We start from the raw sequence: 11,951 nt of genomic DNA, 5'->3' as shown, positions 1-11,951 counted from the left end.
CGATATGGCTGGATGCAATCTGGAGTGAACTGCGTCCAGCCTTATCGCGAGCAAGCTCTGCTCCCACAGGAACCAGCGTCTGACGATACAAATGCGTCGCCTGTAACGACCTCTCCCCGACCAAAGCAGATCCCACGATCTTCACACCAATATCCAGGATTGCGCAGATCCTGTGGGAGCTGGGCTTGCCCGCGATATGGCTGGATGCAATCTGGAGTGAACTGCGTCCAGCCTTATCGCGAGCAAGCTCTGCTCCCACAGGAACCAGCGTCTGACGATACAAATGCGTCGGCTGTAGCGACCTCCTCCCGGCTAAAGCCGGTCCCACGACATTGGCGACATACTCAACACATCCAGTTAACCACTGGAAAAGTTCCGCCACAGCCAATACAATGTTCGGCTTTCTTTAACGACCTAGGTGAAACGTCCATGCAGCCCATGCTGAATATCGCGCTGCGCGCCGCCCGCAGCGCCAGCGAATTGATCTTCCGCTCCATCGAGCGCCTGGATACCATCAAGGTCGATGAAAAAGGTGCGAAGGATTACGTCAGCGAAATCGACCGCGCTGCCGAGCAACTGATCATCACCGCCCTGCGCAAGGCATACCCGACTCACGGCATCCTTGGCGAAGAAACCGGAATGCATGAAGGCAGCGGCGAAGGCGCTGACTACCTGTGGATCATCGACCCACTGGACGGCACCACCAACTTCGTTCGCGGCATCCCGCACTTCGCCGTCAGCATTGCCTGCAAACATAAAGGCCGTCTGGCTCACGCAGTGGTTCTGGACCCGGTTCGCCAGGAAGAATTCACCGCCAGCGCCGGTAACGGCGCACAGCTCAACGGTCGCCGTATGCGCGTCAGCCCGCGCACCAGCCTTGATGGCGCCCTGCTCGGCACTGGCTTCCCGTTCCGCGACGACCAGATGGACAACCTGGAAAACTACCTGGGCATGTTCCGCAGCCTGGTAGGTCAGACCGCTGGCATCCGCCGCGCAGGCGCTGCGAGCCTGGACCTGGCCTACGTCGCTGCCGGTCGCTTCGACGCATTCTGGGAATCAGGCCTGTCCGAGTGGGACATGGCTGCAGGCGCACTGCTGATTCAGGAAGCAGGCGGTCTGGTCAGCGACTTCACAGGCGGTCACGACTTCCTGGAGAAAGGCCACATCGTTGCCGGTAACACCAAGTGCTTCAAAGCTGTTCTGACCTCCATCGCACCGCACCTGCCGGCCACGATGAAGCGTTAAGATTCAGCCCCATAAAAAAACCGGCCAAGCGCCGGTTTTTTTATGCCTGCCACTTTCCGCCACACAGAAAAAGAAAAAGCACCCAAAGGTGCTTTTTCTGATCAACGCAGACTCAAAACTTATTGCTGGTTTTGACCCAGAATCAGCTGGCCTTCCTTGTTGACTGGAATCTGACCGCCTGGATCACGATCCATGCGCACCTGACCGACCTTGTCGTTCAACTTGTACTTCACGTCATAACCCACGACCTTGTCGCTGATGTCATTGACCGTGTTGCAGCGAGTTTCGGTGGTGGTGTAAGTGTCGCGGTTCTGCATACCTTCCTGAACCTTGTTACCGGCATAGCCGCCGCCAACAGCGCCCGCTACGGTGGCGATCTTCTTGCCGTTACCGCCGCCTACCTGGTTACCCAGCAAGCCGCCTGCAACAGCGCCGATCACACTGCCCACAATCTGGTGCTCATCCTTGACCGGAGCACGCTTGGTTACGGTTACATCTTTGCAAACTTCACGCGGCGTTTTTATTTGCTGTTTAACCGGCTCGACTGCCAGTACATCCGCATATTCCGGGCCGCTTTTAACGAGGCTGTAGGTGGCAACAGCACCGCCAGCCGTAACAACGGCAGCGCCCAGCACAGCACCAACAAGCAACGATTTGTTCACGTGAACCTCCTGACCATCTCAAACGTAGTTTCCTACGCAGTGCTTGGGGTCGTTACCGTTCCAGCGTGAGCCTCGGCAATCCACGAACCCAAGCCTTGGAGCATAAAAAAGGGCATGAGTTCAATACTCATGCCCTTTTGGCATCACACTCGGAGAGAACTGCGATCAGGGTAGATCGTCAGCCTTATCGACGACCACAGGAGGAATAAGGTCCTCGGTGGTCAGGTTCAGCCAGATCAGCACCACGTTCGCGATGTAGATGGAGGAGTAAGTACCCGCCACAACGCCTACGAACAGTGCGATGGAGAAACCTTCGAGGTTGTCACCGCCAAACACCCACAACGCAGCAATCGCCAGCAAGGTCGAAACCGACGTTGCGACAGTACGCAGCAGCGTCTGAGTGGTGGAGATGTTGATGTTCTCGATCAACGTCGCCTTGCGCAGTAAACGGAAGTTTTCCCGCACGCGGTCGAATACGACGATGGTGTCGTTCAGCGAGTAACCGATGATCGCCAGCACCGCCGCCAGCACCGTCAGGTCGAAAGTGATCTGGAAGAACGACAGGATACCCATGGTCACCACAACGTCGTGGATCAGGGAGATGATCGCACCCACCGCGAACTTCCACTGGAAGCGGAAAGCCAGGTAGATCAGAACACCGCCCAGAGCCAGCAGCATGCCCAGACCACCCTGGTCGCGCAGCTCTTCACCCACTTGCGGGCCTACGAACTCGACACGCTTAACGGTAGCCGGGTTGTCGCCACCTGCTTTACGCAGCGCATCGGCAACCTGAGAACCCAACTGCGGATCTTCACCGGGCATACGCACCAGCAGATCGGTAGTAGCGCCAAAGCTCTGCACCACAGCATCGTGATAACCGGAGCTGACCAGCTCTTCACGAACCTTGCCCAGATCGGCAGGACGCTCGTAAGTCAGCTCGATCAGCGTACCGCCGGTAAAGTCCAGACCATAGTTGAGGCCCTTATGGAACCAGCTGAACAACGCCAGAGCAGTAAGGAGCATCGTAACGGCGAACGCAATATTGCGAACGCCCATGAAGTTAATGGTACGTAACATGGCAGCCCCTTAAATCCACAACTTCTTGAAGTCACGCCCGCCATAGATCAGGTTGACCATTGCGCGGGTCACCATGATGGCCGTGAACATCGAGGTAAAGATCCCGAGCGACATGGTCACCGCAAAACCCTTCACCGGGCCGGTGCCCATTGCGAAGAGAATGCCGCCGACCAGCAGCGTCGTCAGGTTGGCGTCGAGGATCGCGGTATAGGCGCGGTCGAAACCTTCATGAATCGCACGCTGGACGGTCATGCCATTGGCGATTTCCTCGCGTATCCGCGAGAAGATCAGCACGTTGGCGTCCACCGCCATACCCATCGTCAAGACGATACCGGCAATACCCGGCAGCGTCAGCGTCGCACTCAGCAGCGACATCAATGCCAGCAGCATGACCATGTTCAGCGCCAGAGCGACTGTTGCGATCAAGCCGAAGAAGCGATAGATGGCCATGATGAACAGCGACACGAACAGCATGCCCCACAGGGAAGCATCGATACCCTTGGTGATGTTGTCAGCACCCAGGCTCGGGCCGATGGTGCGCTCTTCAGCGAAGTACATCGGCGCAGCCAGACCACCGGCACGCAGCAACAGCGCCAGCTCGGAAGACTCACCCTGACCGTTCAGACCGGTAATACGGAACTGAGCACCCAGCGGCGACTGAATGGTCGCCAGGCTGATGATTTTCTTCTCTTCCTTGAAGGTCTGAACCGGCACGTCTTTCTCGACGCCGTCGACCATCTGCTTGGTGTAAGTAGTGGTTGGCTTCTGCTCGATGAAGATCACCGCCATGCTGCGGCCCACATTGCTGCGGGTTGCACGACTCATCAAATCACCGCCGTGACCGTCCAGCGTGATGTTCACCTGTGGACGACCATGTTCGTCAAAGCTGGCCTTGGCGTCAGTCACCTGATCACCGGTGATGATCAGACCACGCTCCACAGGAGCTGCCGGACGACCGCCTTCGCGGAACTCGAACATTTCGGTAGTGGCTTTGGAGTCATCCGGACCTGCGCCCAGACGGAACTCAAGGTTGGCCGTCTTGCCCAGAATACGCTTGGCTTCAGCGGTGTCCTGCACGCCCGGCAACTCAACCACGATGCGGTTGGCACCCTGACGCTGAACCAGAGGCTCGGCAACACCCAGCTCGTTGACCCGGTTACGCACCGTGGTCAGGTTCTGCTTGATGGAGTAATCGCGGATTTCGTTGATTTTCGCCGGAGTCATCGCCAGGCGCAGAACAGGAATCCCGTTCAGTTCAGCCGGAGTGATCTCGAAATCGGTGTAATTCTTGCGAACCAGTACGCGGGCTTCTTCACGGGCAGCGTCATCGCTGAACCCCAGTTGAATAGCGCCACCCAGTTGCGGCAGGCTGCGATAACGCACCTTTTCCTTGCGCAACAGGCTTTTGACTTCGCCTTCATAAACTTTCAGACGCGCATCCAGCGCCTTGTCCATGTCAACTTCCAACAGGAAGTGCACACCACCGGACAAGTCCAGACCCATCTTCATCGGGGTTGCGCCAAGATTACGCAACCATGTCGGAGTGGTACGTGCCAGGTTAAGTGCGACGACATAGTCATCACCCAACACCTTGCGCACAACATCCTTGGCCGGCAGTTGGTCTTCCTGCTTGGTCAGACGCAACAAACCGCCTTTGCCATTCTCGGCCAGGGAAGAGGCCTTGACCGCGATTCCGGAATCAACAAGCGCTTTGCTTGCACGCTCCAGATCAGCCTGACCCACCTGCAACGCAGTGCTTGCGCCGCTGATCTGGATCGCTGGATCGTCAGGGTAGAGATTGGGTGCGGAATAAATAAAACCGATCACCAGCACCGCCAGGATCAGTACGTATTTCCACAGAGGGTATTTGTTCAGCATCACGCCGCCCGCTTATAACGCGGGGCGCCTTGCGCGCCCCGTCGATTGGTAAAAGTCTGAATCTTAAATCGCTTTCAGGGTGCCCTTTGGCAGCGTGGCAGCAATAGCGCCCTTCTGCATTTTCAGCTCAACAGTGTCGGAAACTTCGATAACCACGTAGCCGTCACTCACTTTAGTGATCTTGCCAGCGATACCGCCGGTAGTAACCACTTCGTCGCCCTTCTGCAAGTTGCCCAGCAGATTCTTCTGCTCTTTGGCGCGCTTGGCCTGTGGACGCCAGATCATCAGATAGAAGATGACCAGAAAGCCGACCAGGAAGATCCATTCAAAACCGCCACCCATAGGGCCGGCAGCAGGTGCAGCAGCATCCGCGAAAGCGGGAGAGATGAAAAAGCTCATTTAGCACTCCAGTTGCATAATTAAGTAGAAAGCAGAAAAACTTGTTTTGACTCAGTCCATCGGCGGCGTTGGAATCCCGCGCTTGGCATAGAAGGCATCGACAAAGGCGGCCAATGTACCTTGTTGAATAGCCTCGCGCAAACCAGCCATAAGGCGCTGGTAATGCCGCAAATTGTGGATCGTATTAAGCATGCTTCCCAGCATTTCGCCGCACTTGTCCAGGTGGTGCAGATAAGCGCGCGAGAAGTTCTGACAGGTGTAGCAATCGCAGGTCGGATCCAGCGGCGAATCATCATGACGATGGAACGCGTTACGGATCTTCAATACACCTGTATCAATGAACAAATGACCGTTGCGGGCATTGCGGGTCGGCATCACGCAATCGAACATGTCGATTCCGCGGCGCACACCCTCAACCAGATCTTCAGGCTTGCCTACCCCCATAAGGTAACGAGGTTTTTCAGGGGGCATCAGGCCGGGCAGGTAATCCAGCACCTTGATCATTTCATGCTTGGGTTCACCCACCGACAGACCGCCAATGGCCAGGCCATCAAAGCCGATCTGATCCAGGCCTTCCAGCGAGCGTTTGCGCAGGCTTTCGTGCATGCCGCCCTGAACGATACCGAACAGCGCAGCAGTGCTTTCACCGTGCGCGACTTTCGAACGCTTGGCCCAGCGCAGCGACAGCTCCATGGACACACGGGCGACATCTTCGTCAGCAGGGTAAGGCGTGCATTCGTCGAAGATCATCACGATGTCCGAGCCCAGATCACGCTGAACCTGCATCGACTCTTCCGGGCCCATGAACACCTTCGCGCCATCAACAGGCGAGGCGAAGGTCACGCCCTCCTCCTTGATCTTGCGCATGGCGCCCAGGCTGAACACCTGAAAACCACCAGAGTCGGTCAGAATCGGGCCCTTCCACTGCATGAAATCGTGCAGGTCGCCGTGGGCCTTGATGACCTCGGTGCCCGGACGCAGCCACAAGTGAAAGGTGTTGCCCAGAATGATCTGCGCGCCGGTGGCTTCGATATCACGCGGCAGCATGCCCTTGACCGTACCGTAAGTGCCCACCGGCATAAACGCCGGGGTTTCCACCACGCCACGCGGGAAGGTCAATCGACCACGACGCGCCTTGCCGTCAGTGGCCAACAACTCGAAAGACATACGACTGGTGCGGCTCATGCGTGATCCTCTGGGCCCGATGCCTTGGGAGCGGTCGGCGCGGGATTGCGGGTGATGAACATCGCATCACCGTAACTAAAGAAGCGGTAGCCGTTTTCCACTGCCGCCGCGTAGGCAGCCATGGTCTCGGGATAACCGGCGAATGCCGAAACCAGCATCAACAGCGTGGATTCCGGCAAGTGAAAGTTGGTCACCAGGGCATCGACCACATGGAAGGGACGCCCCGGAAAAATAAAGATATCGGTGTCGCCGCTGAACGGCTTCAACACACCGTCGCGCGCGGCACTTTCCAGTGAACGCACGCTGGTCGTACCGACCGCAATCACCCTACCGCCGCGCTCACGACAGGCCGCCACGGCATCCACCACATCCTGGCCGACTTCCAGCCATTCGCTGTGCATGTGATGGTCTTCAAGCTTCTCGACCCGCACCGGCTGGAACGTACCCGCGCCAACGTGCAGGGTGACAAACGCCATCTCCACGCCTTTGGCTTTCATGGCATCCAGCAGCGGCTGGTCGAAATGCAGACCCGCGGTCGGCGCAGCGACCGCACCGGCACGCTGGGCATAGACGGTCTGATAACGCTCGCGGTCGGCGCTGTCATCGGGCCTGTCTATATAAGGAGGCAGCGGCATATGCCCGACGCGTTCCAGCAACGGCAAGACCGGCTCGGTAAAGCGCAGCTCGAACAACGTGTCGTGACGCACGACCATCTCGGCTTCGCCGCCGCCATCGATAACAATCATCGACCCCGGCTTGGGCGACTTGCTCGACCGCACGTGGGCCAGCACGCTGTGGGTGTCCAGCACCCGCTCCACCAGAATCTCCAGCTTGCCGCCGGACGCCTTCTGGCCGAACAAACGCGCCGGAATCACTCGGGTGTTGTTGAACACCATCAAGTCACCGGGGCGTAGATGCTCCAGCAAATCGGAAAAATGCTCGTGCCCCAGCGCGCCCGTCACCCCGTCCAGGGTCAACAAACGACTGCTGCGGCGCTCGGCCAAAGGGTGGCGAGCGATCAGGGAATCAGGGAGTTCGAAAGTAAAGTCAGCAACGCGCATGATCGAGTTCGTCTAGCAGGGCCGCGAAGTTTAGCGGAAAGAGACAAAATTGACCATGAAAGGTGATTGACCAACGGTAATACCGTCTGTAGACTTCGCCGCCATTGAGCCCTGATGGCGGAATTGGTAGACGCGGCGGATTCAAAATCCGTTTTCGAAAGAAGTGGGAGTTCGATTCTCCCTCGGGGCACCACGACACACTTCAAGCTGCCGCTCAATGCAGCTTGAATACAAAGAAACCGGTCAATGCGCCGGTTTTTTTGTGCCTGATTATTGACCAGCCCACCTCACTAGGCAAACGCCCGACGATTTAGAACCCGATCCCATTTCCCCGGTCGAACGGCCATCTTTTACCCGAAGGATATGAAATCCATGACTGGCCGCCTCACTTTTATCTCCCTCGCCGCCGTTGCCTTGATCAACCTCGCCGCCTGCACGCAATACCGCTATATCAAACCGGAAACCGAGCAGGGTCAGCGCTGCGTGGCTCAACTAGATGCAAGAGTTCAGGCCTGTGAGAAACGGGCAGAGCAAAGCGCTCAAGGCCAGCGGGCAATTTACGAGGGGCGAATGGTAGGCTACCGAGCCTGCATGCAGCAGACCCCAGCGACCCCGCAAATTTCAAACCCCTGCGGCTCGGAGCCGGTCGACCCTGGGGCGGCGCAAAGCAAGATCTGTCGGCAGAATTACGAGGAGTCGTTTATTGACTGCGGCGGTCGCCTGGAAGAGGTCAAGGATAACCAGGCCGCTCATCCCGCAAACCGCTAGAGGAGCAACACCATGGCTTCACAACCGAGCTACCTGTTCGCAGCACTAAAGCAGCCGGATGATTCAGGCGTCGCAGCGCTGGTGGCGTTCGGTCTGGTGACCACGGAGGATGAGGTTTTTTATCTGGTTATTCGCTATAACGATTACCCAAACATCGTTGACGGCGACCATCTCTATCATTCACTTGAAGAAGTGCTTGAAGCTGCGAGCGCGGAGTACGGGATATCTCCACGGGATTGGCGAGACCTTTCGGCGGATGAAATCAGCAAAGTTGGTGCGCAGATTCGCTGACGCTTGAGTCTCGCTGTGATTGGGAGCGCCAAAGCAAAACCGTGCAAGTCGTAACACCAAGCGTCACGACTCACACGGTTACTTGAACCACCGATCAAGGCAGCGGTTTCAGGCTATTGACAATCCCGTCCCAGAATTTCAACGCGTCTTCATCGGATTTAAAATCGCTGCCTTTCTCGTGCGTACCGAGTTCAAGCGCAATATAAGGCCGTGTGTTGGACTCTACTGTGCCTTTGTACTCTAGCTGGAAAGCATAAAACTGTTTGCCATCTACGCGGGCGCTAACCGCAACTTCCTCAGCCTGAATTCCGTTTACCAGGCGAGGCCTTTTCCTGAGGGTCTTGATACTGCCGGAATTAGCAAGCTCTCCTATCGACACGTCGTACTGACGTTTTTCAAATCGCTCTATCAAGCTGTCTTCCTGAGTAAAAATTGCCTTTGTGAGAAAGCTGATATAGGTACCTGGATGTCCCGCAATTTGCGCGCCCATGTAAACAGACTCCAAGAACTTTTCGCTACCAAGCGTCGTGTAGCCCGCCTCTATTGCAAAACCACCCTGCGGAGGAGCCTGGTGTGGCGGTCGGGAGTAAATGGAATTACTTAACAGGCGCATTTTCTCGATGCCACCCTCCAGGCCCTGTTCAGATATGTTTGCTGCCATCATGTGGTAAAGCGTATTTTTGGCAGTGAGCAGGTATACGTTAAAGGTATAAAACTTGTTAAATCGCGAAACGAGCAATACGCTTCCATTGTCAAGAGGGACCGTTTTCTCGTAAACACTGAAAGTGCCGACCGCTATGCCTTTTTTCAAGTCTTCTACTTTCTGGTCCACAGCTTGATTTATACGGGAGTCTCCCTCGTTGCTGACCCACTCTATTTTTTCGTCAAAGTTTTTATAGTCTGCAGAGATTTCCGACCCGCGAGGCAGTGCGATTTCAAATCTGCCAAAGTAGTGAGTATTCAAGAGGCTTTCGCTTTTGCTGTCTTCATAGGAGCTAGCCAGCACGCTGGTTGCATTAAAGCCTGCTGACACGAGCATGCATAATAAGAATCTGGTCACTGCGTGCAATGTTTCACCCTCATGTCACTTTCTGATATTGGCGGATGGCTTGGAGGTATCGGTGGGAGTCTACCCTTTCGACGGCCAGACAAGCTTGTACATCCCTCCATGAGTAGCCATGCAAGTTTGATCGGTTTCCATCACACAGAGGCTCGCGCTTGCTTTCGCGAACCCTATGAACCCAAGCGCGAGAGCACGAGACAGTTCCTCCAGCAGTTCGAAACCGATCAAAGCAGCCGTCTCGCGGCATTAATGCCCCATCAGCGTATCAATCCCATCTGGCTTGTCGTGCACACCGAAGCGATCCACCAACGTAGCCGTCGCCCGAGTCATGCCGATCACATCAACCACGGCACCAGTCTTGCGCAGTTTCAGCACGACTTTGTCCAGAGCGGCCACTGCTGTGATGTCCCAGAAATGCGCGTCACGCAAGTCGATGGTCAATGTTTCAAGTTCTTCCTTGAGGTCGAAGGCGTTGGTGAAGCGATCTGCAGAGCCGAAGAACACTTGTCCGGTGACGTAGTAAGTGCGGTGACTATGTTCCGGATCACGCTGGGAAGTGACGTCCAGAAAGCGGGCAATCTTGTTGGCAAAGAACATTGCGGCCAAGAGCGTCCCGGCAATGACGCCGTAAGCCAGGTTGTGAGTGGCGACGACCACAACGACGGTGACGACCATGACGATATTGGTCGAAAGCGGATATTGCTTGAGGTTGCGGATGGACGCCCAACTGAAGGTGCTGATCGATACCATGATCATCACAGCAACCAGAGCAGCCATGGGAATACGGGCCAGCCAGTCGCCCAGAAACAGCATCATGATCAGCAGTAACACGCCAGCGCTCAGTGTCGACAGACGCGTCCGGCCGCCCGACTTCACGTTGATCATGGATTGTCCAATCATCGCGCAGCCTGCCATGCCGCCGATAAGTCCCGTCGCGACGTTGGCAATGCCCTGCCCTTTGCACTCGCGGTTCTTGTCGCTGGTGGTGTCGGTCAGGTCGTCGACGATGGTCGCCGTCATCATGGACTCCAGAAGTCCGACAACGGCCAGTGCGGCTGAGTAAGGCAGGATGATCAGCAACGTATCGAAGTTCAGCGGCACCTCAGGCCACATGAAGATGGGCAGGCTGTCAGGCAGAGACCCCATATCTCCAACGGTGCGCACGTCCAGACCGAGATAGACCGCCATCGCAGTCAACACAATGATGCACACCAGGGGCGACGGTAACAGCCGCCCAACCAAAGGTATGCGCGGGAAAAGATAGATAATCGCCAGACCACCGGCGGTCATCGCATACACCGGCCAGGTGACGTCAGTCAGCTCAGGCAACTGAGCCATGAAAATCAGTATGGCCAGCGCGTTGACGAACCCGGTGACCACGGAGCGCGATACGAAGCGCATCAACTCCCCCAGCTTGAGATAACCCGCGAGGATCTGGATGACTCCGCATAGCAAGGTGGCGGCCAGCAAGTATTGAAGACCGTGATCCTTGACCAGGTTCACCATGAGCAAAGCCATGGCGCCTGTCGCAGCAGAAATCATGGCGGGACGACCGCCCACGAAGGCGATCACGGTGCAGATACAGAACGACGCGTAGAGACCCACCTTGGGGTCGACGCCGGAAATGATGGAAAAAGCGATGGCCTCAGGAATGAGCGCCAATGCGACAACGAGACCCGCGAGCACATCTGCCCGCACGTTACATAGCCAGGCGGCTTTGATTTTTTCAAACATAGACTTACCCATGGCAAACGCACCACTACGCAAAGCGCGGACGGCGCTGTGTAAGGCAGATGCGTCTGTTTCAGTAGAGTTGTGGTGTTGCCACGGCCAATAAAGACACGCAGCAGAAGGAGACCGCAGCTAGAAGGCGGTCAGGGTATTGCGAGGGGGGCGAAACGCTAAGGCGGCGTAGGCAGCCAGTTCGAATGGAGCAATGTATTTTCCATTGGTGGTCGGATTGCGACGTCGGAATGATAGCGAATCAAGAGAGGGGTTTTCAATTTGAGGGCTGGTCCATCCGACGGACGCGAGGCATAAGGCCCGTTGGCTTTATAAGCGCGAGCGCTGAAGAACAGGAGGTTATTCAGGAATAATGGAGGGACTTTTTTCCAGATGAAGTCCACAGGATGGGGCACCTATTCACTTGCACTTGAGTCCAGCCCGACTTGAGACATGCAGTATCACGAATGCGCCACTCCCTGCCTGCCACGGCGAAACATCGCAAGCCATTAACAGATTAATCCGACAGCAATCCTCCCTGACTTTCATTAGCATTTCCTCACCCAAAGTAGCGCTAAAAGCTACTGACTCAAGCCGCTG

At 56.3% G+C, this 11,951-nt stretch carries 11 protein-coding genes and 1 tRNA gene; 4 read left to right on the top strand and 8 right to left on the bottom strand.

Annotated elements, in window-relative coordinates; genetic code table 11:
• Positions 1-429: 429 nt before the first annotated feature.
• Complete coding sequence (gene suhB, locus KDX30_RS16740) at positions 430-1,245, top strand: type III secretion system regulator SuhB (protein WP_027899882.1); 816 nt, start codon at positions 430-432, stop codon at positions 1,243-1,245.
• 119 nt (positions 1,246-1,364) lie between these two features.
• Here suhB and KDX30_RS16735 read toward each other — a convergent pair whose 3' ends face one another.
• The 6 genes from KDX30_RS16735 to queA form a co-directional block, all read right to left on the bottom strand.
• Positions 1,365-1,907, bottom strand: a complete 543-nt coding sequence (locus KDX30_RS16735; RefSeq protein WP_027899883.1) for a glycine zipper 2TM domain-containing protein — start codon at positions 1,905-1,907, stop codon at positions 1,365-1,367.
• A gap of 165 nt (positions 1,908-2,072) precedes the next feature.
• A complete protein-coding gene (gene secF, locus KDX30_RS16730) occupies positions 2,073-2,984 on the bottom strand; it encodes a protein translocase subunit SecF (protein WP_122707890.1) in 912 nt (303 codons plus the stop codon).
• 9 nt (positions 2,985-2,993) lie between these two features.
• Positions 2,994-4,862: a protein translocase subunit SecD gene (gene secD, locus KDX30_RS16725; RefSeq protein ID WP_231672846.1), complete on the bottom strand. Its 1,869-nt coding sequence runs from the start codon at positions 4,860-4,862 to the stop codon at positions 2,994-2,996.
• Between the two features lie 63 nt (positions 4,863-4,925).
• Positions 4,926-5,261 carry a preprotein translocase subunit YajC gene (yajC, locus tag KDX30_RS16720; protein ID WP_099267605.1) on the bottom strand — a complete coding sequence of 112 codons (336 nt, stop codon included), beginning with the start codon at positions 5,259-5,261 and terminating at the stop codon, positions 4,926-4,928.
• A gap of 51 nt (positions 5,262-5,312) precedes the next feature.
• Positions 5,313-6,428: a tRNA guanosine(34) transglycosylase Tgt gene (tgt, locus tag KDX30_RS16715; RefSeq protein WP_095094477.1), complete on the bottom strand. Its 1,116-nt coding sequence runs from the start codon at positions 6,426-6,428 to the stop codon at positions 5,313-5,315.
• Positions 6,429-6,442: 14 nt separating this feature from the next.
• Positions 6,443-7,507 carry a tRNA preQ1(34) S-adenosylmethionine ribosyltransferase-isomerase QueA gene (gene queA, locus KDX30_RS16710; RefSeq protein ID WP_231676959.1) on the bottom strand — a complete coding sequence of 355 codons (1,065 nt, stop codon included), beginning with the start codon at positions 7,505-7,507 and terminating at the stop codon, positions 6,443-6,445.
• A gap of 108 nt (positions 7,508-7,615) precedes the next feature.
• On the opposite strand from queA, the gene KDX30_RS16705 reads away from it, so the two are divergent.
• The 3 genes from KDX30_RS16705 (at position 7,616) to KDX30_RS16695 (ending at position 8,566) form a co-directional block, all read left to right on the top strand.
• Positions 7,616-7,700, top strand: a tRNA-Leu gene (locus KDX30_RS16705).
• A 179-nt stretch (positions 7,701-7,879) separates the two neighbouring features.
• On the top strand, positions 7,880-8,275 hold the full coding sequence (locus KDX30_RS16700; RefSeq protein ID WP_231676958.1) for a hypothetical protein: 396 nt from the start codon (positions 7,880-7,882) through the stop codon (positions 8,273-8,275).
• A 12-nt stretch (positions 8,276-8,287) separates the two neighbouring features.
• Positions 8,288-8,566, top strand: coding sequence for a hypothetical protein (locus KDX30_RS16695; protein ID WP_099267602.1), 279 nt, complete (start codon positions 8,288-8,290; stop codon positions 8,564-8,566).
• Positions 8,567-8,660: 94 nt separating this feature from the next.
• Here the strand turns inward: KDX30_RS16695 and KDX30_RS16690 are convergent, their stop codons facing one another.
• Together KDX30_RS16690 and KDX30_RS16685 are read right to left on the bottom strand one after the other, a co-directional pair.
• Positions 8,661-9,605, bottom strand: coding sequence for a T6SS immunity protein Tli4 family protein (locus KDX30_RS16690; RefSeq protein ID WP_231676957.1), 945 nt, complete (start codon positions 9,603-9,605; stop codon positions 8,661-8,663).
• Positions 9,606-9,875: 270 nt separating this feature from the next.
• Positions 9,876-11,363 (bottom strand): SulP family inorganic anion transporter, encoded by a 1,488-nt coding sequence (locus KDX30_RS16685; RefSeq protein WP_231676962.1) that lies wholly within the window; start codon positions 11,361-11,363, stop codon positions 9,876-9,878.
• Positions 11,364-11,951: the final 588 nt, after the last annotated feature.

It is taken from the genome of Pseudomonas quasicaspiana, assembly GCF_021147825.1.
GTDB lineage: Bacteria > Pseudomonadota > Gammaproteobacteria > Pseudomonadales > Pseudomonadaceae > Aquipseudomonas > Aquipseudomonas quasicaspiana.
The sequence above is the reverse complement of the archived record's forward strand: the minus strand, read 5'-3'. Positions and strand labels throughout refer to the sequence as shown.

What these genes read in the sequence shown, in the direction of transcription:
- suhB (WP_027899882.1), top strand. Translation starts at nt 430, where the DNA reads ATGCAGCCCATGCTGAATATCGCGCTGCGCGCCGCCCGCAGCGCCAGC.
- secF (WP_122707890.1), bottom strand. Translation starts at nt 2,984, where the DNA reads ATGTTACGTACCATTAACTTCATGGGCGTTCGCAATATTGCGTTCGCC.
- secD (WP_231672846.1), bottom strand. Translation starts at nt 4,862, where the DNA reads ATGCTGAACAAATACCCTCTGTGGAAATACGTACTGATCCTGGCGGTG.
- yajC (WP_099267605.1), bottom strand. Translation starts at nt 5,261, where the DNA reads ATGAGCTTTTTCATCTCTCCCGCTTTCGCGGATGCTGCTGCACCTGCT.
- tgt (WP_095094477.1), bottom strand. Translation starts at nt 6,428, where the DNA reads ATGTCTTTCGAGTTGTTGGCCACTGACGGCAAGGCGCGTCGTGGTCGA.
- queA (WP_231676959.1), bottom strand. Translation starts at nt 7,507, where the DNA reads ATGCGCGTTGCTGACTTTACTTTCGAACTCCCTGATTCCCTGATCGCT.
- KDX30_RS16700 (WP_231676958.1), top strand. Translation starts at nt 7,880, where the DNA reads ATGACTGGCCGCCTCACTTTTATCTCCCTCGCCGCCGTTGCCTTGATC.
- KDX30_RS16695 (WP_099267602.1), top strand. Translation starts at nt 8,288, where the DNA reads ATGGCTTCACAACCGAGCTACCTGTTCGCAGCACTAAAGCAGCCGGAT.
- KDX30_RS16690 (WP_231676957.1), bottom strand. Translation starts at nt 9,605, where the DNA reads ATGCTCGTGTCAGCAGGCTTTAATGCAACCAGCGTGCTGGCTAGCTCC.
- KDX30_RS16685 (WP_231676962.1), bottom strand. Translation starts at nt 11,363, where the DNA reads ATGTTTGAAAAAATCAAAGCCGCCTGGCTATGTAACGTGCGGGCAGAT.